Raw genomic sequence first — 24123 nt, 5'->3', positions numbered from 1 at the left:
TAGTTGACTTTATTTTATGTTTGTTTTAAGCGGTATGAGCATACGTAATCCATTTAAAATGACCAAAATTGTACTACCTTCATGGAATGTTACCGCAATTGGCATATCCATTACCCCGATAATATTAGAAATTAAGAGTAATAAAACAACTCCCATTGAGAAGAATATATTTTCAAGAACAATCCTTCTTAACTTTTTACTAATTTGATGTGTATAAATAAACTTAGATAAATCATTTTTCATTAAAACACCATCAGCAACATCAATGGCAATATCTGTACCATCTTTCATCGCAATACCAATATCAGCTGCAGTTAATGCTGGTGCATCATTTATACCATCACCAAGCATTGTTGTGACACCATACTTTTCTTTTAATTCCATGACAATGGCTTGTTTTTGATCTGGCATTACATTTGCATAAATATCTTCGATACCAACTTGATTTGCAATTGCTGTAGCAGTCAAGCGACTGTCACCTGTTATCATAACTGGTTTAACACCGTTTTCTTTAAAGTATGTAATGACTTCTTTCACATTATCTTTTGCTATATCTTGAAGTGCAAGAATTATTTCTGCTTCATTATTTTTAGCGAAGACAATGACTGTCTTACCTTCTTTTGAAAACTCATCGATTTTTTCTTTTGTACTACCAGTGATATCTTTTAAATATGCAGGTTTAGTAATTGTATACACATTATTGTCATATGTTGTTTTTAGACCAACACCAATAATATTTTCTACTTCAATTTCCATTGTTTCTACATTTTGATAATGATTTAAAATCGCTAATGCAAGCGGATGATTTGATTGACGTTCCATTGAAACTAATAGTTTTTCATATAAAGAAATATCTTTAGTTGCAGCTGTAGTTACAACAAATTTATCTACAACAACTGGTTTACCAATTGTTAATGTACCTGTCTTATCAAAGGCAATAGCTTTCATATCAGAAATATTTGATAAATAACTTCCACCTTTAAATAAAACCCCACGTTTAGCTAAGTTAGAAATAGATGATAAAGTAGCTGGAATATCAGTTGCAGCAAGTGCACATGGAGATGTGACAATTAATAATACACATGTTTTATAGAATGATACATCATGTCCCCAACCAAATAAATATAAGCCCATTAGATAAAATATTGGAGCGAAAATTAGAACTATATTTACATAAATTGGTTCAATACGTTTTATAATTTTTGCAGTTTTAGAAATATTTTTCTTTGTTTGACTGACTAATTCAATAATTTTCGCAATTACAGTTTCTGAAGCATCTTTAGTTACTTCAATAATTAATTCATTACTTAAGTTAATAGATGAACCATATACATTATCTTCTTCTTTTTTAAAGACTGGTATAGATTCCCCTGTAATCACTGATTCATTAATATCAGAGTTACCTTTAATAATCACACCATCAGTTGGTACTTGATCACCAATTAAAACTTGTAAACGATCTTTAACTTTAATATCTTTTACATCAATTAATTCGATTGAGCCATCTTCTTTTATTCTTCTTGCTGTTTTAGGTGTGATACTCAATAGATTTGTAATTTCTCTTCGACTTCTACCTTCAGCATAGTCTTCTAAGAAATGAGACCCTGCGAAAATCAAGATTAGGAGTGTGGCTTCATTAAAGTCACCAATAATCATAGATCCAATCGCACCAAGTGTCATTAAGATATGGACGTTTGGTCTAAATTTTCTTTGTTTTCTTGTTTCAGTTATTGTATCTTCAATACCTTCATAAATTACATGGAATCCTGATAAAACTATAGCAATTAAATTTAAAACAACTTCAGCTGTTGTTCCTCTAAAGAATAATGAAATGATAAATAAACCTAATCCAATAAAATATAAACCAACAATCAATTTTAAATTATGATGATGTTCATCACCATCATCATCGTGATGTGTATGTTTTAAGTTGGGATCTGGATGATTTAAAATACTATGTTCATGATGTCTTTTATGTGTTTTCATAATTTACTCCTTCACGTGTTCGATAGCTTGATTAAAGATTGAGTAAATATGATCATCACTTAATCTATAATAAACTTCTTTACCTATTTTTTTATTTGATACGATGTTGTTGTCTCTTAAGATTCTTAATTGATGTGAGATTGCACTTTGTGTCATCTCTAAAATAACTGTTAATTCAGTTACGGTGAGTTCAGTACCCTTAAGTGCAAAAATAATTGCGATTCTTGTTGGGTCTGATAAAGATTTAAAAAGATCAGAGACTTGACCTTTGGTTACTTCATCCAATAAATTTTGTTTTGCAATTGTGACCTTATCCATTTTTCACCTCATACATATGAATGATTGCTCATATATTCATATTATACTCTTATTACCTTAACAAGTAAAGCAATTCTATAAAAGAAAAAAGGGAAACAAAATTTCCCTTTAGCCTTGTTGTAGAACAAACATTGATTTAAATACAGAATCTTTAAGAATCAATTCATCAAAGTTTCCTGATTCTACAATTTCACCATTGTTTAAAACTAAGATTTCATCATATTTTCTTAATACGCTTTCTTCTAATCGATGGGTTACAACGATTCTTGTTAAATCTTTTAAGTTTAAGATTTGATTAGATACATAAACTGAGGTTTCATTATCTAAAGCTGAGGTTGCTTCATCAATTAATAGCAGTTTTGCATCTCTGAGTAAACCTCTTGCAATAGCGATTCTTTGTTTCTCACCACCAGATAATCCTGATCCACTTTCCCCACATTGATATAAATCACCCTTTATATCAATTACTGGTCTTAATCCTGCTTTTTTAATTGCTTCATCGATTCTTTCTCTAGCAAAATTTCCATACATTGTAATATTGTTATTGATTGTTGAATCAAATATAAAGACATTTTGTTCGATTAAAGAAATCATACCATTTAATCGATCTTTGTTTAATTTTTCTAATGGTTTACCATCAAAATGAATGTTACCATCAAAGTCATTAAGATTACCTGATAAAACCTTTAGTAGGGTAGATTTTCCTGAACCTGATTGACCAACTAAAGCATAACTCTTATTCTTTTCAAATTTATAATTAATATTTTTTAAGACTTGGTGATTCTCATAATTATAGTTTAAGTTCTTTACTTCAATTCCATCTTCTAATGTCACATCATCAATTACTTCTTCATGTAACTCTTCAGTTAGTGTGTTTTTAGCGAGTTCATCAATAAGTGGTAACATTGCTTTTCTTTGAGATATTACTGTTGGTATTCTTGTTACCGGCGTTACAACAAAGTTCATTTGTTGTAAGAATAGAATAATAATCCCTGGTGTAATTGAACCTCCATTAATTGCTAAATAGGTTCCGTATAAGAAAATCGCAAACTGTGAAATAATTGCTGTAATCTGACCAATCATTTTAATTTGCTCAGTTGCTACTCTTCTTTTTTCTTTTGACTCTTCTAGTTCATTATTTTTTTCAATAATTAATTCATTAATTTTATCTTCTGCATTAAAACTCTTAACAACTGAAAATCCATTTAATGAATCCTTTAAAAAGTGTAAGAAACTTGAACTTTTTTCAGATACTTCTTGTTCATACTTCACTAAACGTCTACCAGCTAATAATGTCGCAACAACTGGAAAAAATGATAATAAAATCGCAACTAATGTTAACTCTACATTAAAGATTAACATGGAAATGATTGCGCCAATACACATTACAAAGTTGCTAAATAAATCTAGGATATTTTCTAAATACTTTACTTCTATATTAGAAATATCTGTTGTAAGTGAATTTAAGAACTTACTTGATCCAACTTCATTAAATGATTGGATATTTTTCTTCATGACATCTTTAACTGCATCATTTTTATATTGTTTTAATGCTTTATGAATATATCTTGGAAAGAATATATTGTGTATCGCATAAACAATTGTAAGTGTAATAATTGCTGCTACTGAAATAATTAAAACTTCAGTGAATTGATCCATATTCCCATAGGTTGCTACGTCAATTATTTGTTGGAGTAATACTGATATACCTACGTTAAAAACTCCTAATGTAATCGATAATATGATTGAAAAAATCATATTAAATTTGTTTTTTCGATAAAACGATTTTAAATACTTACCCCTTAAGTTTTGATCTCTCATTTTTAATCCTCTTCTCATATATATCTAATAATAATTTATATTTATTGTCAAATCTGGTTGCATATTGGAATTGTTCAATCGCTTCTTCATAAAGGTTTGTTCCTGAAGAAGTGTTGAAAATACTCAATGATTTACCATAGTTGAATTTTAGTGTATCTGTTTTAAATGATTTAGGATCAACTGGGACAGTTGCATAATAAACCATCTTGTTTAATTCTTCTAAATAATTTCCCCCTAATTCGTACTTAGCAAACATTAAATAACTTGTCGCATTATTTAATAATTGAAGAGCCCATTCAGATTCTCTAGTTACTAAACTTTCAATTAAATTGATTGTCCATTCAGCAATCTTCTTTACTTCATCGTAGTTTTTATTCTCAAAAAACGACGTCATGATAGTAAATGTACCATTAATAATTCTTGTTAAACTTAAGATGAATCCATTTGAGAAATGTTCCAATACTTTATCATGGTCTTTTAACATTTCATAAGCAATTGATTTTGTAATTTGCTGTTCTAAAGCTAATCCGTTTTGATCAATAAAGTCGATTGCTTTTTGTGGTTCTCTCATGCGAATATATAATTCAATGATTGCTAACTGTAAATCATATAGCGTAATTGCTTTATTATTATTTTGGCTAAATAGTAAGACTGCATTTTCTAATGCTTTTAATGCTAAATCAAATCTTTCTATTCCACTTGGATCTCTATAGAAAGATAAATACTTACCAATATAATAATTCACCTTAAAGTTTTGACTATAAACCTTTAGTAGTTTTTCTAATTCTTCAGGTTTATAGATAAATGTTTTTTCTTTATATGATGTTTCAATTGAACTAATTAAATCATCAATATGGTTATCTTTAATTTTGTAGTCTAATAAATAATCAACAGATACTTTAAAGTAATTTGCAATATCTACAATCTTATCTAAATCCGGATAACTTAAATTGTTTTCCCATTTAGAAACTGCACTGGATGTGACAAATAAATCTTCGCTAAATTTTTCTTGGCTAATTTTTTTAGCAATTCTTAATTCTTTAATTCTATTTCCAATTTGTATCATACTTTTCCACCTCTGCTTTTATTTTATATGTTTATTATATCAATTAGAAGTCAATTATATTCCAATTTTTCACCTACTTTGTCAACCAATAGGAAAGTTCTGTCATAAAAAAAGATGTAACTTGCATTTTTGTTGCATCTTTTAATGATTTTTAATTTAATTTTTTAATTTATTCAACTGTTTGGAAATCTTATACTGTTCTTTATCAAAACCCTTTAAGCGATCAATTAAAATAAATATTTTAATGATATTAAGTAATGTATACGATAATGTCATAATACTTATTATGCGTAAACGACGGAAAGGTCCATAATTAAGTAATGTTTCATTTTCTCCAATCTTTTCTTTTATTTTGATATTATAAAGCCCTCTATTTATTTTTTTGTTTTCTTCATCAAAAAAATTAGAAAATGTAACAGTGTATTCATCTTCAAAGTTAAGAACAATCATTGTTTCATTATTTGATGTTCTATGATTTGTTAAAAGTTTCATTGAGACTCTAATTGTTTTCGTATCTTTAGGAATCAAATAATATCCTTCTTCTTTTTTCGTTAATAAACTACCATCAGCTATAATCTGAAGTACAAAACTTTTACCACCCTCATCGCCACTAATAAATGTATCATCTTCTAAAATAAGGTCATTTATCATGAAGTCAAAATATAAGTATTCTTCTTCATAACGCTCCATATAGACTTTAACTAATCCAGATTCAGAGTTATTACTTGATAAAGGTGTTCTAAAATATGTTGTTTTAGCCCATCCAAGTAGCATGAGGGCTAAGAAAAAAATTAAAGCTGTGATTAAAAGTGCCATCAAATTAAAAAAGATTAAGATGACATTTAAAATATTAATGACTTTATTCAATAGTGATTTTTTAAACTCATAGTACTTTATTTGTTTATAGTAATCCATGATAACCCCCTCTTATCTTATAGGAAATAAAAAATCCTTTCACTTTCATTCTATTAAAACATCTTACATAATTATGTATTTTTTATAATTAAATACGAAAGAAACCAACTTTTCGGCTATATTATCGTGTTATAATTGATTGCGAGGTAATTATTATGTCAAAGTTAAAAGTATTTTTAAAACCGAAAGAAGAATTTAGATTAAAAGATGGAGAAAACTTCGTCTATTCAAATGAAATTGATAAGTTAGAAGGCGACATTAAATCTGGAGAAATCGCAAGTGTTTATAGTTCTAGAGGCGAATTTATTGGAAAAGAATTTTTAAATACCAATTCAAAAATCTTTGTTAGAATTTTATCTAGAAAAGATGTTGATTTAGATAAAAACTTTTTCAAGAAATTAATTAAAGAGGCTAATGATTCAAGAATAGACTTGGGATTTGATAATTCATATCGTTTATTCTTTTCTGAAGCTGATGGCATTCCTGGATTAATTATTGATAAATATGATAACTATTTAGTCATTCAAATTTCATCATATGGAATTGACCAAAGAAAACAAATGTTTGTAGATATTATGGTTGAATTATTTAACCCTAAAGGAATTTACGAACGCAGTGATTTACCATCTAGATCTAAAGAAGGACTAGAACAATTTAAAGGTGTCTTATATGGTGATGTTCCAGATGAAATCATCATTTATGAAAACCATATTAAACTCGCTATCGATGTTAAAAATGGTCAAAAAACTGGTACTTTCTTAGACCAAAAAGCAAACCATTACGCTATTAAGTCATATGTCAAAAATAAAGATGTTTTAGACTGCTTCTCTCATATTGGTGGCTTTGCCTTACATGCTGCAAGTTTTGGTGCTAAAGAAGTATTAGCATTAGATATTTCTAAAGATGCAACACTTCAAATTGAAAAGAATGCTAAACTCAATGGATTTAGTAATGTTAAGACTGAAGTTTGCGATGTCTTTGATAAACTAAGAGAATTTAACAAAGAAAATAGAAAGTTTGATGTCATCGTTTTAGACCCACCAGCATTTGTTAAGAAAAAAGAAGATATCAAGAAGGCTTATCAAGGCTATAAAGAAATTAATCTTCAAGCAATGAAGATGTTAAGATCAGGAGGGTATCTTATTACATGTAGTTGTAGTCATTATATGTATCCTGAATTATTCTTAGAAATGATTGCAGATGCAACACTTGATAGTAACCGTAAAGTTCAAATGATTGACTTTAAGATTCAAGATGCTGATCATCCAGTGCTTTTCAGTGCTGATGCATCTTTATATTTAAAGTATGTTGTTGTTAAAGTATCTGATCACGCTTAATTTTTATTTCAAAGAAAAAAGTCACTCAATCGAGTGACTTTTATTTTTAAGCTTATTCAACTGTTTGTTTAACGTAAGTTAATGTCGCTTTAGCATTATCTAAGTTGTAAACGAATGCTGGATTGTATGCAGTAACAGTAACTTCATATTCTCCATCTTTTAATTTAGGGAATTTAACTGCTAAATCAATTGATAATGTTTTAACTTCTACTTCTACATCATCAACAACAACTAAATATGATGTAGCACATTCAACTGCTTCCCAAGTAATTACTGAACCTTCTAATGATAATACTGGAGCTTGAACAAATCTATAATGTAAGATATAGTCAATCTTAGTAGCTACTGAGTTTAATTCTTTATTAACTGCAGAGATTGCTGAGATTTTAGCTTCATAAACTTTTTCAACTTTGAATCTAGCACCATCATCTTCAAATGATAATTCTTTCGTATTGATTCTATAGTTACCAATTTCGATTAAGTATGAATCAGCACCTTCAACAGCTTCCCAAGATAATTTATTTTCAGCGTATGTAACAACTGGTGATGCTAATTTTTGTTGACCATATTTTAAATGTTTAACTTCTGCTGATAATTCTGAGGCTAGAAACTTTTCATTGTTGCTTAATGCTTTAACTTGAATTGAGTATTCAACACCCGCAACGATTTTTTCATATAACGCAAACTCATTTGCTTCTACCTTAAATGGACTTCCCTCAACATTGCTGATATATACTTCGTAGTAATCAGCGTTTGCTACTTCATCCCATACAAGTTTTTGTTCTTCAACTTTTACATTTTCAACTTTTGCTAAGTTTTCAGTATTTTTAGTACATGCAACTAAGAAGAATAACGCACTTGCAACAAATATAATTGATGCTTTTTTAAATAATAATTTCATATTTCTTTCTCCTTTAAATTTTTAATTGAAATCCAGGATGAAATCTAGACATGCGCACCATGCCCAAAATTCAACCGTTCAGTTCGGAGTGATTTCAATCATATTATAGTTTATAAAATATATATTTCAAGCAATTCTATAATTAAAACGACAATATTAACTATGAATAAAAAATATCTAAAAAAAGATTGATAAATAATCAAAATATAAGATTTTTTTGTGTTTTTTTGTGGTTTACAAAAAAAATGAGCATATTGCCCATTTTTCTAAATTTTTTGTTGTATTTTAATATATTTATGCGTGCACATGTGTGATGATTTATTTTACTTTTTATTATATCCTAGTTTATATTTTCAAGTTTGGATAACCTGGTTTCATCATCTGTATCCCATGTTAGCCATGATAGATAATCTAATTGAAAAATCACTTTACCATCAACTTTTCCATCATTATTAATTTGTTTAACAAAGATTAAACCATCTTGGATAGATTGAATGTATCCAATCACTTTATGTTCAGAAGATAAGAATGAAAATGTTGCTAACACTTCATGTTCATATAAATAAGTCAGTACTTGATGTAAAATATCTTCTTTATCTGAAAATATTATATTCATAGAAAGTTGATCAGATATTTGTAGTAACTTATTTAAATAAATTGAATCCGTTTCAATCTTCGTAATATCTTCTATATTATTAAGTAAGTAACCATCATGTCTACCGTATGGATCAGTCATTTTAATTAAAAAATATTCTTCAGAAACATTAAGTACTTCACCTACAACAAACATATTTGGATCATCTGGATTCAAATATAAAGCAATCGTTTCTTTACTATCTATAAACATTTTCAATATATTTATAAAGTCATTCATATATTTATCCCCCTTAAACAACTATATCAGTTCATCTTCATTATATAGTTATTTTCTATAAAATTTATCCATTACCTTTTTTTATTTCATTCATATCGAATAAATCGTATGTTATTTTTTGATTATAATTATCTTTTGTCTTTTCAAACTGCACCATTAAATCTAAAAACTCTTTTTCTTCTCCTGATTTAATTGATGTATTTGTTTCTTTATGTACAATTAAAAAACTTGATGTTTTTTTACGTTCAGAAACTAAATCATATTCAATCACTAGAAATGTATGTTCATTATCTTTATAGATCGATGCACTTCTAATTTCAATTCTTTGATCACTTTCAGTCAAAGATAAAAGATTATCTTTTACAAACTGATAATTTTCTTCCTTTAGATTTACATAACTCATTTGATTATTTATAAACAACACACCAAATACAAAGAAGATAAAAATACACCCATAAAATACAATTTTATGATTTTTCGTCATACTTACCCCTATAGACTTTATTTTTTTAATCGTTCTTATACTTTCAGTTTATCATGTACATATTTTTTTATTCATAAAATATATGAACCACTTGTCTATTTTTGAATTTTTTGTCCGTTTAAGCAATATATGTAGAAAAATAATAGAGCTAACGTGCGTTTAGCTCTATTTTCTTATTTTTTATAAATATCTTTTTATATCTTCTTTTTTAATTTTATATACACTAATTAATTCATTTTGAGATACATACTCTTCAACAAATTGACAGCCCCACGATAATGCAGCTTGTCTTGATGCATGATTATGACTTTTCATATATGAATAAATTTCTTTAAAAGGTGTATTACTAAATGTCCAATCTCTTACTGCAATTGCTGCTTCTTTAGCAATACCTTTTTGTTGCATATCACGTCTTATATGATAACCTATCTCAGGTCTAATCACTTCGTGAATGTTTTGCAGCGTAAGTCCACAATCACCTATTAGTTCACCACTCTCTTTTAAACATACTGCCCATAAACCAAACCCAAAAGTTTTATAACGTTCAATATTTCTTAGAATCCATTCTATGACTTTCTTTTCATCAAAGTCTTCATGATAATATTTCATATTATCTTTATCACCAATAACTTTTTTAAGGGCCTCTAAATCATTTATGGTTAACTCTCTTAGTATGAGTCTTTTGGTTTCTAGTTTCATATATAGCCCATCTTTCCATTATTAAAGCATTTTATAATGCATAGCTCTATTATATATTTGATTGTATATTTCTGCTACTCCTATATAGTTTTTACTCTCTATGCATAACCATTTTAACAGTGATTCTATCTTCGTTTTCTTTTCAGTATTTGTTAAATTTAAATCATAATAAATTGACTTAATCAGTTTATCCCCAAATAAAGAACTAACTTCCTTTAAGTTCTCATTTAAAACATCCATATACGCTTTAGTATTTTTATCAAATAATTGTTCAAGTCTTTGATTACTTGTGTGATATAAGGAAGGTAAACCATGAATTAATTCAATTGATTTTTCTTTTTGGTTTGTTGCTAAATAGATTTTTGCTGCTAAAGTAATTGCGTCAATTACTAATTTTAAGTCTTTTGATTCTTCTTTTATTTTATTAGATAGATGAAGCAATTCAACGCTATGTTTAATAAGTACTTTAGGATCATTGTCAGCATACCCTCCAGCCTTATCAAACATATATAAATTAATAATTCTTAAATCATTAGGATATTTTCTATATGCATCATTAATTAACTTACATTCACCATTATACTTAAGATGATTATCTATTTTTTGATACTTATCCATAATATCTAATATTTCTAATTCTTTTTTGGTATAATCATATCCCATAAGTTCATCTATTGAAACCTTGAATATGTAAGCTAATTCAGGAATTAATGAAATATCCGGACAAGTCTCTCCACTTTCCCATTTTGATACTGAAACAGCACTTAAATTTAAATAACTTGCTAGTTTTTCTTGTGTCAAATTATTATCTTTTCTTAAGATGCGAATATTTTCATTGATTTTAAGCATATAAATCCCCCTATTTATTTTATATACACCTTCATTATAGCGATTCATGTTAGATAAATACACTAATTATATAGAATTTAGAACTTAACCAATAGTTAATTTATTTAATTTATGAGAAATAAAAAACACCTTAGGCAAGGTGTTTAATCTAAATCTTCTTTTATAATTGAATAAATCAACATATTCACATACTCGCCATTTAGTTTTCTAGCAGCTCTTAAAGTACCTTCTTTTTGCATACCAATTTTGATCATCACTTTTTCTGATGCTTTATTTTCTTCATGACAGAGGGATTGTAGTCTATTTATACCTTTAACATAAAACAAGTAGTCTTTTAATAGTTTAGCTGCTTCAGTTGCGTACCCTTTATTATATAAACTACTTTGAATAAACCATCCAATTTCCCATTCACTAATTTCTTCATTTGTCTTCCAAGCTACAACTTTTCCTACCAAAGTATTTGATTTTTTATCTACAATTAATAATGAGAACTTATTTCTTTCTATTTCTTTTTGTAGTTCTAAAATATTATGAAACCTAATTATAAGTTCTTCTTTAGTTGGTATATAATCACTTTCATATTTTAATGTCTTGGGGTCAGTTTCTAACGCTTCATAAAATGAAAAATCTGTTTCATCAAAATCTCTTAAGATGACTTTATTGGAAATGAGTTCCATACTTATTCTCCTATTAATCGATCAAATTCACTTATTTCGACATATGGGTGAGCCTCAACTAAATGAATTGATTTAATTTGAACAGTTAATGGCTTAACTAATGGTAAAACGGCTTCAATTGCACGTTTTAATTTTGTTTTTGTATAATTAATTCCTATCGTACAATGTGGTTGCCAGTGATTCTTTGTATAATACAAATAATTTGACGGATAAATTAAATCTTTATTCGCATTCTCTAAAAACCTATGAATGACTCCATGATTTTTAAGCAAGACCTCATTTATTACCGGTGCCAAAAATAACACTTTAGGAACAAATGTACCCAGTGAAGAAAAAGTTACTTCTCCTTTTACTAACTCACTTACAAAACGATCATAATCCTTCATAAATAAGGTTAAATTATCAGTTTTAAAAACACCTAATGTAATATGTGGTGGAATATTAAAATTAGTATTTAGTTTTAAATTAATCTCTTCAATGAATGACTGAATTATATATTCTGATGTCTCATCAAATCGTACTATGATTGCATAATCTTTCATAACTAATTCCTCCATCTATTTAAATTATACTTGATAATTAATAAAATAAAAATTCGATACTAATTGTATCGAATATTATTGAACTTTACGAAAGATTTATATCTGTTATTTTAATTAAATGATGTACATTACAATATACATATATATTGATGATAACTTCCCCTTCAGTTAGGATAAATTGTGCCTTTATTAAATTTTGTGAAAATAGTTTTTTTACATGAACTCCATGATTGGTCTCTATAATAATCAATTCTAAATGATGTACATCAAGCATCGGATGTTCTTTATTGACTTCTACGTAAATGAAATCTCCCATTTTCTTTATGATTGGTGTGTGTGTTTCAATAACTTCAGGGTCCATATTCTCTTTTACTTGATGTAATTCATTTTGACAACAATTCATCGTTTCAGCTACTTGTAGTTTAATCCAAACATCATTACATGATTCACATTCAAATATTTTCATTTAAGTAGCCTCTAATTAAGTATTTTAAATATTTCAACGACTAAGCATCCAAATAAGATTAAGCAAAGAATATATAACCAGTCTGGGAAATATACCATTTTATATTTATTGTACTCAATTTCACATTTAGCATTTAGCAGTTCAGTATCATCATCTATTTGGTCAAAACTCCATCTTTGTTCAGTCCAAAATCCATTTTTAGATTGAATAGATATGACTTCAACTTTTATTTTATCTGATGCTGGATGTACTTGAAATTTTTCATATGGAACAAAACTTTCTTTATCTTGCATCTGGATACCTGATAATTCATATCTAGATACTTCTAATACTTGATTTTGATCAGCGTAAGTTTTATAAAAATATAGAAAAGGATTTTAAAATGCAAAGAAGACATAAACTATTTGTTGATTATTATGAAAATTGGATAAAACTATATAAAGAAGGAGCAGTTAAAAATGTAACTTTAAAGAAATATTACTTAACATTAAGATGGTTGAAAAAATTAGTACCTAATTTAAAAACTAACGAGTTAACTAGAACTATTTATCAACAGTTGCTAAATGATTATGCAAAAACACATGAAAAGCAAACAACTATGGATTTTCATCACCAACTTAAAGGATCAATTTTGGATGCAGTTGACGAAGGATTAATTGCAAATGATCCTACTAGAAAAGTGATTATTAAAGGAAAAAAACCGAAAGAGAAGAAAATTAAATACTTAAATCAATTTCAACTTCAAACACTAATATCTAATTTAGAGTTATCAAGTAAAATTAATGCAGACTGGTTAATACTTATCATCGCTAAAACAGGTATGAGATTTTCGGAAGCACTTGGTCTTACTGCTAAAGATTTTGATTATGCAAATCAAACAATTTCAATTAATAAGACATGGGATTACAAAGGGATAGGAGGTTTTCAAGAAACAAAGAATAAATCATCAATTAGAAAAATACAGATTGATTGGAAAACTGTTACGCAATTTGCTGGATTATTAAATAATTTAGATAAGAATAAACCTATTTTTATTGATGGTAAGACATACAATTCTACTATAAATCAGATTTTAGCTAGACATTGTAAAAGAGTAAATATTCCTCAGATATCAATTCATGGATTGCGTCATACACACGCCTCATTGCTGCTATATTCGGGAGTTTCGATCGCAAGTGTAGCTAGAAGACTTGGTCATGCTAGTATGACAACCACTCAGAAAATATATTTACATGTTATACAAGAATTAGAAAATAAAGACATAGATCAAGTAATGAGACTGCTATCAGGACTAAATTAATAAAATATACTCGCACTTACGCTGATGAAGGGTGATAAGATTATCAATACTAAAGAACAAGTCTCCAATAAATTTTTGCTCAGTCTTATTGACGGGGAACTTAACTGTTAAATCATTTAGTCTAGCTCGAGGTAATTGCTTTAATGCACTTCCTGTTTGAAAAGCTAGTATTTCAGATTGTGAACTTGCTGTTTGTAAGTATTGATGAAGATACTTACTATACATTTCTTTACTAGTTCTAATCAAACAAATTTGAGCGTTAATATTAGCGTTGTTAAAGGATCTATCAACATATGCTACTAAGCCAATTTGTCCCCTATTCGTTATAAGGATATCATCAGTTTCTAAATGACCACTTAAAAGTGTTTCGTGCAATTTTTCTGGAATAAAAATAAGGTCTTTATTAGTTAGATAACCGTTTTTAATATTATTAACTCTTATAAATGGGATACCTTGGTTAATCAGTTGATCAACCTTAGGATAAAGCTCGCCGTAGTTTCCGTCTGATATATAAAAACCAAACTGTCCTATTTTACACTGTTCCCAAGTAATAGAAAAAAAGAACCAGTATAGGTTCTTCTAATCAACAGATAATTAATCATTTTCTTCATCAGTAGGTAACTTTATTTCAAATCCACTTTCATAGATGAATTTTCTTAGAAATTCATCGACCTTAATATGAATTTTTGGAGGTGTCAGTTTTGTTTTTTCTATTTTTTCAAAGAACAATCTTGCTTTTGAAATATCAACTGTATTTTTAAGATCATCAAAACGTCCAAATTCATTAATTGAATGCATCGTTACCTTAATTGTTAAAAGCTGTCTAAGTTTCGATTCATCTAATCCAAGTAATAACGCACATTTTGAAATTTGATCATTTTTTGTTTTTACTTGATACTCGGTAATATAATCTCGTAAAGTTTTACCTTCAACAATCTTTACATCACCACGTTCAACGTCTCTTAAGAAAATTGCTGCATACTTTTGTTCTTCCTGAGTTAATGTTGCGAAAGTACTATGAAGTTCATGTAGTGTTTTCATCTGCTCTTCTAAATTCCCTTCATTAAGAGCTTTTAGATACTTATCGAATCTTAAATTCATGTAGTTCGTATCAATCAAACCCGTGTTTATTTCTGTTAAGTATCCATCAATTTCATAAGGCACATCATCTAATTTGATTTTTTCAGATGTTGGTAGTTCTTTATATCTTAGTGCTAATGTTAAATATTTTTTTTCATCAAACTTAATTTCTAATTCATCACCTTTTAGATGTTCTACTTTTTTAACGTCTTGCCATTTAAAACCTTGAATTTTTGCAGCTTCCAACACCTCGTTAAGTTGTCTGAATAGTTTAGAAAATTTGGCTTTTGATGCTGAATCTTCAGGTAATCTTGTGAATTCTGTTTCTCCATTTGTTTTGAATAATTCTTCAATTTCTCTGTATATCGCATTCATTCGTTCTAAATTTTCTTTAATTTTTGGAACGAATAGTCCAAGCGGTTTATCACCTGAATATAATTTGATAGCTCTTTCAATATTCTTTTCCATTGTATGTGGTTTTCTATAATACTTTATGGTACCAAACGGTTTGTCAGGACCGAATAAGCGATTGGTTCTAGAAAATGCTTGAATGACTTGCTCATATTTTAAAATTTTATCAACATATAGCGTATTAATCCATTTTGAATCATATCCTGTTAACATTTGATCAACTACTATTAACAAATCTACTTGCTTTTCAGGTGTTTTATCTATATTAATATATGGTTCTTTATGTGCTAATCTTAAAGCAATATCTTTTTTATATTTATCCCAATTACCAAGTGTATAAGACATTCCATATCTTGTATTATAGTCTTCTAGCAATTCAACTAGTCCTACTTCTTTAAACGTTGTATTACCGTTATTATCAATACTTGGATCAAATAATCCAACAACTTTCAAATTTGAGTCTTTAGATTTAAAAAGTCTATAATAATCAATGGCTTCTTTTATGCTACTTGTTGCAAAAGTAGCATGAAACTTAAAGTTTCTACTTAATGTAGTCCAATTTGTGAGGATATCCTCAACTACCATTTCATGATGCTTGATATTATCGTATTGTGAGTTTGGAACATAATCTTCAATACCTTTAGTATAGGTACCAGCTTCATCATAATAACCCGCCATCGAAACATCATTAATGTATGTATAATAAATTGCTTGTTTATTTGGATCGGAAATTGCTTCAATTTCACTAGTAGCTTTTGCCTTTTCTAAAGCAACCATTTTTCTTAAATCAATGTCTTTAAATGTCAGTACTTTATAGATATCAAAGCCAAGAACATTCTTATCTCTAATTCCATCAGCTATGCTATATCGGTGTAATTCATCCCCAAAAACATCCACTGTAGTAGAATCATTTTTCTCGTTTTCTTCATGGATAGGTGTTCCTGTAAATCCAAAGAAAATGGCTTGTGGGAAGGTTTTCTTGATTGTATAAAGCATTTCACCAAAAGTTGATCGGTGGGCTTCATCAACGATAAAAACAATGCGTTTTGATTTCATTAATTCGATATCTTTAGCCTTTAATCCACCTTCATCTTCACTGATTCTACTCATCTTTTGAATTGAAGTAACAATTAATGTGTTTGAGGGATCATTACTTTTAAGTTTTGTAACTAACGCATTGGTATTTTCGGTAGCTTGTACGTCTTCGTTTTCATTAGCAAAATTTTTGTATTCATTTAATGATTGAGTCCCAAGTTCGACACGATCTACTAAAAAAATTACCTTATCAGCATCTTTTGATGATGCAATTAATTGAGCCGACTTAAAGCTAGTCATTGTTTTTCCAGATCCTGTTGTATGCCACACGTATCCACCTAAATTATTTTTAGCTGTCCAATCTGTTTTTGAAACCTTATCAGATATCGCATTTGCAGCATAATACTGATAACTTCTCATAACTTTAAGAAGTCCATCTGTATTATCAGCAACTGTGTAGAACCCTATTAATTGATGAGCCATAGGAATGGATAAAAGTTTAGATGTAAATTCTTTCCAGTTATTAATTGGTTCATTATTAAAATCAGCCCAGCGGAAAAAGAAGTTTGGATTAAATTTGTTGTCTTCTCCCGGATTAGCAAAATATATCGCTTCTTCCGGATTCATTGCAACAAAAATCTGAATAAGAGAAAAAATACCTCTAAATGCTCCTTCACGAGAGTATTTTTCAATTTGATTAGCAGCTTGTGATACTGGTATGCCAGATTTTTTAAGCTCTATATGAATAACAGGCATCCCATTAATTAAAAGTAATAGGTCTCCTCTTCTATCATTTAATATACCTGGGGTTTTAAATCTGGGTTGACTGGCAATTTGGTATTTGCTGCTTCCAGCTGCAATTTCCATTCTGTCATAAATTTTTAAACTTATTTCTTTACCAAAATGAAGTGTATCATTTGGGTTATCCCTTTTGATAGATACCGTTTTTCCATTAATAAATCCATTTAACTTTAAAGGTGTTCTTAAAGCCTTTATCTGTTCAAGTATTTGTTGCATTTCAGTATCAGTCAAAGGTTGATTGTTAAGTCTGTCAATCTCTCTATTATTTACGAAAAGGATGTTTGCCCAATTTTTAATTAAATCTTCCTCAGATGGGTTCTTAATCACTTCTCTTTCCCAACCATACTGAGTCAAGACTGATATAAGTTCTTTTTCAAAAATTAATTCATTATCAAAAGCCATATTTCAATCTCCTTTCTAGACAAACATCTTTTGAAGCAATGCTTTTTTGATATTTTGTAGTTTTTCATACTTACGCTGATGAAGGGTGATAAGAGAATCTATTGATCTAAAAAACTCCCCTATTTTTGCTTGTTCTTTATATTCGGGAATAGTATCTACGATGGATTCGAAATCCGCTTTGGATATTACATATCGTTGAACTCCCTTTGCTGCTAGAAAGAATTGCTTTCTAACATTTTCAGTCATTAACGAATAGTTTGGAAAATTTGGATAGTATGTTCCTTGGTTAGGTCTAAATCTCATCAAATGATATGAATAAACCGTATTATTAAGCGTTTCTTCAATAACATACACACGTCCGATATCTTGTGGTGTTTCAGAAGTTGGTGTGAAAAAAACATCATTTTTCATGACACTATTCTCAATCAATTGACTAGGTTTTGCAGTCACTTGCATTAATTCATTTGCATTTTTATTAGATACTTCACGTCTATTATATACATCCATATAATTCAGAAGGTTTACAGGAATCTCGTTAGGTTTGGACAATTTATCAACCCCATTTGATTTGAAAAATCCTAAATCACCAAGCTTATACTGTTCCCAAGCATCAGTAAATCCCTTAAATCGCAATCTTGGAATTGATTCTCCATTTTGGGGAAACATTTTTTCTAGCAATGATTTTTTTATATTAACTAACTTATCATACTTACGCTGATGAAGGGTGATAAGAGAATCCAGACTCTCTAGAGTTCTTCCAATTTTTTCTTGTTCATCAAATTTTGGAAACATATATTCTATGTTGGCTATGTCCTTGCCATACATATGTGTAATTGTTGTTCCTACTGTAATAGGAAAAAGCTTGCTTCTTTGGGCGTTTATTTGATAACTAACAAAAGGTGCATATACAGATAAATCTTTTGCTCTAGCTATTATTACATCTCCACCTAATTTAACATTATCCAACATAATAGCGTTAGATTGAGCTGTTCCAAATGGAACAGTGCTTGATCCAGGAAACAATAAATCTCCTTTTCTAGACAATACTCCATTATCATCATATGTGCTTAAATTAACTTTGTTTATCACTTCAGTGTACTTTGTGTATAAGTGACCATAGGCAATGCCTAACGAATCTTTTCCTTCATAAAACGAATTCAATGACAAGCCTTTACCTTTTGAAAAATCATAAAACTGAGATAACTTACACTGTTCCCAATCGTCAGTAAATCCCTTAAATCGCAATAAAGGTGTACGCATATTCTTGTCCATCTTAATCACCTTTTATTAGTGATTTTAATTCACTAAGACCTTTCATATCAAAATCATCACCTTCTAATTCATCAAGTAAAGAAAGTAAAGTTTCTTGTGTGTTGGCAATTTCTTTTGTTATTTCCGAGAATGTAGTATTATACTTTTCTTTTAATAATTTGACTTTTAAAGTCAGCTCATTAACGATTTCATTTGGTAATTTATTAATTGATTCCATAAGAGGATTAATCCATGTATGAATTAATAAATCAATTGCTTTTTCATTCGATAACGATTCAATTGTTTCCTTTGTTTTAATATGTAAATCTTCAGAATCACTTTTTATTGTTTTTTTAAGTTCTTTCTCTTCTGAAGCAAGCTTGGTATACTTATCAAGCTTATATTTAAGTGATTCTTCATCATTTATATCATCATCTAGTTCTTTAATTTGTTCTTTAACTTTTTTAGCATCAAATGCATCGCCATTATCATTTAGTACTAATTCTTTTTCTTCTTCAGATAATGAGTCTATAATTTCTTGATAGCTAGATAAAATTTCAGATAATCTTGCTTCTTTAGATTGAAGTTGGGTTAACTCTGCTTTTAGGACTGTATTTTGTACAATCTCAAAAGGAATAACTCTGCCCATCCATCCTTCTTGGACTTCTTCTTCTCTATTGTCTTTTTTCTTTATCACCATGTTAGGATCAACTTTTTTAACAGCATCAAAGCCCTCAGTTTGAATGATTTCAAGATCTATTGCTATTTTTTTCCACTGATCTTCAAATGCTTGATACGATTTATACTTATCCAACAATTTGAAAGATTCCATTTTTCTGAAAATTTCATTGCTAATAACTTGGACTTCTTTTGGTATGCTCAAAGTAGTCATATTTTCAATAAGTCTTTTTTGCATAAAAAGTTTAAAGTCAGAGAAATGTTCTTTAAATTTATTAATGTAATTATTAACTTCATTATTTTTTACAATTACTTGTTTTATATCCTCTTGTTTTAAGGATACATATGCATCATTAACTTCTTCAAATAATTCATTTTTTAAATTTGGAAATGCTTCCCAGTATTTTGATAAGCTCTCAATTTCTTTCTTTGGAATTCCCCCAAACATTAAAGAATAAATATCCCATGATTCAGCTGGTTCTGATGAGTCTACATATCTTGGAATATTCAAGTTATAGTCATTTTGTCTAATTTCTTCAATACTTACTACTCTTGAATATCTTTCGATTTCTTCTTTGTTGATTACGGTATCAGTGATTTTTTTAATATCCGATGCTCTTAACTGATTTTTGTTGCCAACTTTTATGAACCCTTTTGACGCATCAATAATTAAAATATCATTGCTTTTTTTGCTTTCTTTTTTTAGCACCATAATTATGGTTGGTATTCCTGTACCAAAGAAGATATTTGCTGGTAACCCAATGATTGCATCAATATGATTCTTCTCAATTAGATTTTTGCGGATTTCATATTCCTCTCCACCTCTAAATAAAACACCATGTGGCAGAACAATTGTCATAATACCATCTGGTTTAACGTGGAATAAATCATGCAATAAAAAAGCATAATCTGCTTTTGATTTAGGAGCTAAACCAAATTCTGAATAACGTGGATCCGATTCTTTATTTTCTCTATCCCATTTTTGAGAGTATGGGGGGTTTGAAACAACTGCATCAACATATAAAGGATCATATGTTCCCTGAGGATCTGATTCGTCAAAGTATGGCCAGTCATTTTCAAGTGTATCTCCATTTCTAACAACAATATTATCTGGTAAAATACCACGCATAATTAAATTCATACGTGTTAAGTTATAGGTATTTTCTTTTAGTTCTTGTGCATAGTACTTGATATTGTCTTTGTTAGACATATGTTTTGAGATAGAATGTCCAATATTGATTAATAGAGATCCTGACCCACTAGTAGGATCGTATATTTTAATTTCTTCTTTATGTTTCAAATGATCAGCAACAATTTCTGACATTAACAAAGATACTTCATGTGGCGTGTAGAATTCTCCTGCCTTTTTTCCCGCATTAACAGCAAAGTTACTAATTAAATATTCGTATATAAAGCCTAAGATGTCATAGTCTTGTTTTCCGTTCATAGGTATTATCTTTAACAACTGAATTAAGTCCCTAATGGCTTTTGTTTGCTCTGCTGCAGATCCACCTAGTTTATTTAAACCTGTTTCAAGTGTGTTGAAAATTCTATCAAATACCTTTTTATGAGACTTGTTAATTAATCTACCAAATGCGCTTAATGCATCCCGTACATCACTTACATCAAAATCAGATCCTTTTTCAACCCAAGTTGAAAATAAATCTTTATATGCGATAAAGTATCCAATGTTGTTCTGAATAAACTTTACAGATTCACTATCAGATTCATCAAGCATCATAATATCTTCTTCGGTATATCCCTTATCCTTAAGAAATTTTACTTCTTTATCCGATAAGAACTTATAAAACATGAAACCCAATATATAGTCCTTATATTCACCAGCTTCAATTTTTGATCTCATTTTATTAGCTGATTCCCAAATTTTTGATGCTAATTGTTGTTTATTCATATTTATTCATCCTCCAATTTAATGTTGTTATATTTGCATAATTCCACAATTTTTCTCTTTATTTTAATCGTTGGCTCGTGTTTTCCAGTTTCCCATCTATTAATGGACGCAAAAGAAACATTAAGCAAATCTGCAAATTCTTGTTGAGATAAAATTAGTTTTAGTCTTAATTCCTTCACTAGTCGTTGGTAATCCATAGTTACCTCCTATTATAAATGTTTATATCTACTCAGGATTATAGCACTTTTTTATCAAATCGTCTATAAATTACTCTATAAATAGCATGTTTGTATCCTTTTTGTCTCAAATCGTTAAATTGTTGTCAAATCGTTAAAAAGTATGGTAATCGTTAAATAGTTGATTAGAAAATAAAAAAGAGACCTAATAATAGCCTAAAAACTGACTACTACAAGTCTCTACAAAACTGGCGAATAGGAGATTTTCCCCTTTCTGCCAACAAATAAAAAAGGTCTGACATTGTATCAAACCTATGCATTCAATATGGCGGAACAAGCGGGATTTGAACCCGCGCGCCTTTGACAGCCTACAAGCTTTCCAAGCCTGCCTCTTCAGCCACTTGAGTATTGTTCCAAAATAAGAAGCTAGATAGCTAGCTTCTCAATATACTTTTCAATTAATTCTTGAACTTCTTTGTTCGTATCTAATTTTACAGCTTTTCGTGCTAGTTTTTCAAGGTCTAATGCATTAGTTTTTGAAATTAAATACTTAATTTCTGGGATTTGAATGGCATTCATTGATAATTCATCAACACCTAACCCCAATAAAAGAAGGGCTTGCTTTGGATGACCTGCCATTTCTCCACATACAGAAACTTTAATACCATTTTTATGTGCATCTTTAACAATTTTAGCAATTGTTTCAAGTAAGACTGGATGATAAGGTTGGTATAAGTAACTAATCTTATCATTCATTCTATCTGCTGCAAATAAGTACTGGATTAAGTCATTTGTTCCAATAGATACAAAGTCAATATGTTTACTAAAGCGATCAACAAATAACGCAGCACTAGGTACTTCAATCATGATACCTATTTTTGGGCTTTTCACTTCAACAAACTCTTCATGAAGCGATTCTTTGGCTTCTTTGATTATTTTTTTAGCTTCTAAAACTTCATCAACTGTTGAAATCATTGGAAACATCACATTTAAGTTCCCATAATTAGATGCACGTAAAAGTGCTCTTAACTGGGTTTTAAATAGTGATGGGTAACCTAAGCTGTAGCGAATGCCTCGATGTCCTAAGAAGGGATTAACTTCTTGTTTACGGTTTAAATAAGCTACATCTTTATCTCCACCAATATCCAGAGTTCTTACAACAACTTTAGAATCTTTAAATTCTTCTAATGCTTCTTTATAGAAAGTATATAATTCTTCTTCTGTTGGAAAGTTAGTTGATTCCATATATTGGTTTTCAGTTCTTAATAACCCAATGCCGTCTGCTCCAAATGAATGTGCATGGACTAAGTCATCAACTGAACCAATATTAGCGTTTAATTTTATTTCTTTACCATCCATTGTTTTGGCTGGTAAATCTTTAGTTTTCATATAGAGTTCATTTTGGGCTTCGATGTTTTTAACAATGCTTAAATAGTTTTCAATATAAGAAACACTTGGATTAAGTATCACTAATCCTTTTTTCGCATCAATAATTGCGATTTCACCTTCAATGAATTCAGATACTTTAACACCTGTAATTGCTGGAATACCTAGTTGACGTGCAAGAATTGCAGAGTGGGAAGTTTTACTTCCTCTCTCTGTAATAATGCCTTTAATATGTGTTTTATCTAATTGAACTGTTATAGATGGATATAATTCTTCTGCAACTAAAATTACATCCTCATTTATTTCTTTTAAATCTTCTTTTTTCTCTGATAAGATATTTAAAACACGTTTCGTAATATCTTTTAAATCTGATACTCTTTCTTTTGTATATAAGTTATCAGAAACTTCGAATAAATCAATCATTTCTGACATGGTTGTTCTAAAAGCATAAGGTGCATTATAATTATGCTTTTCAAGCTTTTTAAAACTAACATCTAAAACCATAGGATCTTTTAACATAAGCGCTTGTGCATTAAAAATATTAGACTCATCATGACCAACTTTTTCTTTGGCATGATTCGCTAATGCTTCTAATTCTTTTACCGCTTCAGCTAAAGCGTTTTTTAATCTTTCTTGTTCGAATGCTAAGCCTTTACCACGCTTTTCAATCACGACTTGAGGTAAATCAAATAAATGATGAATACGGGCAATGGCAACGCCTGTTGAAACGCTTAGTCCTTGTTTGATGTCGTTCAT

General features: G+C 29.1%; 22 protein-coding genes and 1 tRNA gene. 2 read left to right on the top strand and 21 right to left on the bottom strand.

Annotation, left to right across the window (positions count from 1 at the left end):
* Window positions 1–9 precede the first annotated feature (9 nt).
* The 5 genes from EXC59_RS00760 to EXC59_RS00740 form a co-directional block, all read right to left on the bottom strand.
* Window positions 10–1986: a heavy metal translocating P-type ATPase gene (locus EXC59_RS00760; RefSeq protein ID WP_035369008.1), complete on the bottom strand. Its 1977-nt coding sequence runs from the start codon at window positions 1984–1986 to the stop codon at window positions 10–12.
* A gap of 3 nt (window positions 1987–1989) precedes the next feature.
* Complete coding sequence (locus tag EXC59_RS00755; RefSeq protein ID WP_051658998.1) at window positions 1990–2304, bottom strand: ArsR/SmtB family transcription factor; 315 nt, start codon at window positions 2302–2304, stop codon at window positions 1990–1992.
* Between the two features lie 108 nt (window positions 2305–2412).
* Window positions 2413–4125, bottom strand: a complete 1713-nt coding sequence (locus EXC59_RS00750) for an ABC transporter ATP-binding protein (protein WP_035369006.1) — start codon at window positions 4123–4125, stop codon at window positions 2413–2415.
* Window positions 4100–5191 carry a helix-turn-helix domain-containing protein gene (locus EXC59_RS00745; protein WP_051658997.1) on the bottom strand — a complete coding sequence of 364 codons (1092 nt, stop codon included), beginning with the start codon at window positions 5189–5191 and terminating at the stop codon, window positions 4100–4102. Before EXC59_RS00745 ends, EXC59_RS00750 begins: the two co-directional genes overlap by 26 nt.
* 156 nt (window positions 5192–5347) lie before the next feature.
* On the bottom strand, window positions 5348–6106 hold the full coding sequence (locus EXC59_RS00740) for a hypothetical protein (protein WP_035369004.1): 759 nt from the start codon (window positions 6104–6106) through the stop codon (window positions 5348–5350).
* A 155-nt stretch (window positions 6107–6261) separates the two neighbouring features.
* Between EXC59_RS00740 and EXC59_RS00735 the strand changes: the two genes are divergently transcribed.
* Window positions 6262–7443, top strand: coding sequence for a class I SAM-dependent rRNA methyltransferase (locus tag EXC59_RS00735; RefSeq protein WP_035369003.1), 1182 nt, complete (start codon window positions 6262–6264; stop codon window positions 7441–7443).
* A 52-nt stretch (window positions 7444–7495) separates the two neighbouring features.
* Here the strand turns inward: EXC59_RS00735 and EXC59_RS00730 are convergent, their stop codons facing one another.
* The 9 genes from EXC59_RS00730 to EXC59_RS00690 all read right to left on the bottom strand — a co-directional run bounded on the left by EXC59_RS00730 (window position 7496) and on the right by EXC59_RS00690 (window position 13228).
* Entirely contained in the window at window positions 7496–8344 is an 849-nt protein-coding gene (locus EXC59_RS00730; protein ID WP_035369002.1) for a fibronectin type III domain-containing protein, read from the bottom strand.
* A gap of 340 nt (window positions 8345–8684) precedes the next feature.
* Complete coding sequence (locus tag EXC59_RS00725) at window positions 8685–9218, bottom strand: hypothetical protein (RefSeq protein WP_035369000.1); 534 nt, start codon at window positions 9216–9218, stop codon at window positions 8685–8687.
* Window positions 9219–9282: 64 nt separating this feature from the next.
* The gene (locus tag EXC59_RS00720) at window positions 9283–9702 is read right to left on the bottom strand and encodes a hypothetical protein (protein WP_035368999.1); all 420 of its coding nucleotides are present in this window, start codon (window positions 9700–9702) and stop codon (window positions 9283–9285) included.
* A 180-nt stretch (window positions 9703–9882) separates the two neighbouring features.
* Window positions 9883–10401 (bottom strand): GNAT family N-acetyltransferase, encoded by a 519-nt coding sequence (locus EXC59_RS00715; RefSeq protein WP_035368998.1) that lies wholly within the window; start codon window positions 10399–10401, stop codon window positions 9883–9885.
* A 21-nt stretch (window positions 10402–10422) separates the two neighbouring features.
* On the bottom strand, window positions 10423–11250 hold the full coding sequence (locus EXC59_RS00710) for a helix-turn-helix domain-containing protein (protein WP_035368997.1): 828 nt from the start codon (window positions 11248–11250) through the stop codon (window positions 10423–10425).
* A 143-nt stretch (window positions 11251–11393) separates the two neighbouring features.
* Window positions 11394–11927, bottom strand: a complete 534-nt coding sequence (locus EXC59_RS00705; RefSeq protein ID WP_051658996.1) for a GNAT family N-acetyltransferase — start codon at window positions 11925–11927, stop codon at window positions 11394–11396.
* Between the two features lie 2 nt (window positions 11928–11929).
* Window positions 11930–12469: a 2'-5' RNA ligase family protein gene (locus EXC59_RS00700; protein WP_035368996.1), complete on the bottom strand. Its 540-nt coding sequence runs from the start codon at window positions 12467–12469 to the stop codon at window positions 11930–11932.
* 85 nt (window positions 12470–12554) lie between these two features.
* On the bottom strand, window positions 12555–12935 hold the full coding sequence (locus EXC59_RS00695; protein WP_051658995.1) for a desulfoferrodoxin family protein: 381 nt from the start codon (window positions 12933–12935) through the stop codon (window positions 12555–12557).
* Window positions 12936–12946: 11 nt separating this feature from the next.
* Window positions 12947–13228 (bottom strand): hypothetical protein, encoded by a 282-nt coding sequence (locus EXC59_RS00690; protein WP_035368995.1) that lies wholly within the window; start codon window positions 13226–13228, stop codon window positions 12947–12949.
* A gap of 89 nt (window positions 13229–13317) precedes the next feature.
* Here EXC59_RS00690 and EXC59_RS00685 point away from each other — a divergent pair, with 89 nt between their 5' ends.
* Window positions 13318–14235: a site-specific integrase gene (locus tag EXC59_RS00685; protein ID WP_035368994.1), complete on the top strand. Its 918-nt coding sequence runs from the start codon at window positions 13318–13320 to the stop codon at window positions 14233–14235.
* Here the strand turns inward: EXC59_RS00685 and EXC59_RS00680 are convergent.
* The 7 genes from EXC59_RS00680 to ptsP all read right to left on the bottom strand — a co-directional run bounded on the left by EXC59_RS00680 (window position 14227) and on the right by ptsP (window position 24123).
* The gene (locus tag EXC59_RS00680; RefSeq protein ID WP_084145148.1) at window positions 14227–14787 is read right to left on the bottom strand and encodes a restriction endonuclease subunit S; all 561 of its coding nucleotides are present in this window, start codon (window positions 14785–14787) and stop codon (window positions 14227–14229) included. The two genes, EXC59_RS00685 and EXC59_RS00680, sit on opposite strands and share 9 nt — an antisense overlap.
* 42 nt (window positions 14788–14829) lie before the next feature.
* A complete protein-coding gene (locus tag EXC59_RS00675) occupies window positions 14830–17964 on the bottom strand; it encodes a type I restriction endonuclease subunit R (RefSeq protein ID WP_035368993.1) in 3135 nt (1044 codons plus the stop codon).
* 15 nt (window positions 17965–17979) lie between these two features.
* Complete coding sequence (locus EXC59_RS00670; protein WP_051658993.1) at window positions 17980–19236, bottom strand: restriction endonuclease subunit S; 1257 nt, start codon at window positions 19234–19236, stop codon at window positions 17980–17982.
* A 1-nt stretch (window position 19237) separates the two neighbouring features.
* The gene (locus EXC59_RS00665) at window positions 19238–21805 is read right to left on the bottom strand and encodes a type I restriction-modification system subunit M (RefSeq protein ID WP_035368991.1); all 2568 of its coding nucleotides are present in this window, start codon (window positions 21803–21805) and stop codon (window positions 19238–19240) included.
* Between the two features lie 2 nt (window positions 21806–21807).
* Window positions 21808–22002, bottom strand: coding sequence for a helix-turn-helix domain-containing protein (locus EXC59_RS00660; protein WP_035368989.1), 195 nt, complete (start codon window positions 22000–22002; stop codon window positions 21808–21810).
* Between the two features lie 305 nt (window positions 22003–22307).
* Window positions 22308–22396 (bottom strand) — tRNA-Ser (locus EXC59_RS00655).
* An 11-nt stretch (window positions 22397–22407) separates the two neighbouring features.
* Entirely contained in the window at window positions 22408–24123 is a 1716-nt protein-coding gene (gene ptsP / locus EXC59_RS00650; RefSeq protein ID WP_035368986.1) for a phosphoenolpyruvate--protein phosphotransferase, read from the bottom strand.

The sequence above is a fragment of the Acholeplasma hippikon genome (genome assembly GCF_900660755.1).
Lineage (GTDB): Bacteria > Bacillota_I > Bacilli_A > Acholeplasmatales > Acholeplasmataceae > Acholeplasma > Acholeplasma hippikon.
The sequence above is the reverse complement of the archived record's forward strand: the minus strand, read 5'-3'. Positions and strand labels throughout refer to the sequence as shown.

Coding starts and splice junctions, on each gene's coding strand:
- EXC59_RS00760 (WP_035369008.1), bottom strand. CDS start 1,986: ATGAAAACACATAAAAGACATCATGAACATAGTATTTTAAATCATCCA.
- EXC59_RS00755 (WP_051658998.1), bottom strand. CDS start 2,304: ATGGATAAGGTCACAATTGCAAAACAAAATTTATTGGATGAAGTAACC.
- EXC59_RS00750 (WP_035369006.1), bottom strand. CDS start 4,125: ATGAGAGATCAAAACTTAAGGGGTAAGTATTTAAAATCGTTTTATCGA.
- EXC59_RS00745 (WP_051658997.1), bottom strand. CDS start 5,191: ATGATACAAATTGGAAATAGAATTAAAGAATTAAGAATTGCTAAAAAA.
- EXC59_RS00740 (WP_035369004.1), bottom strand. CDS start 6,106: ATGGATTACTATAAACAAATAAAGTACTATGAGTTTAAAAAATCACTA.
- EXC59_RS00735 (WP_035369003.1), top strand. CDS start 6,262: ATGTCAAAGTTAAAAGTATTTTTAAAACCGAAAGAAGAATTTAGATTA.
- EXC59_RS00730 (WP_035369002.1), bottom strand. CDS start 8,344: ATGAAATTATTATTTAAAAAAGCATCAATTATATTTGTTGCAAGTGCG.
- EXC59_RS00725 (WP_035369000.1), bottom strand. CDS start 9,218: ATGAATGACTTTATAAATATATTGAAAATGTTTATAGATAGTAAAGAA.
- EXC59_RS00720 (WP_035368999.1), bottom strand. CDS start 9,702: ATGACGAAAAATCATAAAATTGTATTTTATGGGTGTATTTTTATCTTC.
- EXC59_RS00715 (WP_035368998.1), bottom strand. CDS start 10,401: ATGAAACTAGAAACCAAAAGACTCATACTAAGAGAGTTAACCATAAAT.
- EXC59_RS00710 (WP_035368997.1), bottom strand. CDS start 11,250: ATGCTTAAAATCAATGAAAATATTCGCATCTTAAGAAAAGATAATAAT.
- EXC59_RS00705 (WP_051658996.1), bottom strand. CDS start 11,927: ATGGAACTCATTTCCAATAAAGTCATCTTAAGAGATTTTGATGAAACA.
- EXC59_RS00700 (WP_035368996.1), bottom strand. CDS start 12,469: ATGAAAGATTATGCAATCATAGTACGATTTGATGAGACATCAGAATAT.
- EXC59_RS00695 (WP_051658995.1), bottom strand. CDS start 12,935: ATGAAAATATTTGAATGTGAATCATGTAATGATGTTTGGATTAAACTA.
- EXC59_RS00690 (WP_035368995.1), bottom strand. CDS start 13,228: ATGCAAGATAAAGAAAGTTTTGTTCCATATGAAAAATTTCAAGTACAT.
- EXC59_RS00685 (WP_035368994.1), top strand. CDS start 13,318: ATGCAAAGAAGACATAAACTATTTGTTGATTATTATGAAAATTGGATA.
- EXC59_RS00675 (WP_035368993.1), bottom strand. CDS start 17,964: ATGGCTTTTGATAATGAATTAATTTTTGAAAAAGAACTTATATCAGTC.
- EXC59_RS00670 (WP_051658993.1), bottom strand. CDS start 19,236: ATGGACAAGAATATGCGTACACCTTTATTGCGATTTAAGGGATTTACT.
- EXC59_RS00665 (WP_035368991.1), bottom strand. CDS start 21,805: ATGAATAAACAACAATTAGCATCAAAAATTTGGGAATCAGCTAATAAA.
- EXC59_RS00660 (WP_035368989.1), bottom strand. CDS start 22,002: ATGGATTACCAACGACTAGTGAAGGAATTAAGACTAAAACTAATTTTA.
- ptsP (WP_035368986.1), bottom strand. CDS start 24,123: ATGAACGACATCAAACAAGGACTAAGCGTTTCAACAGGCGTTGCCATT.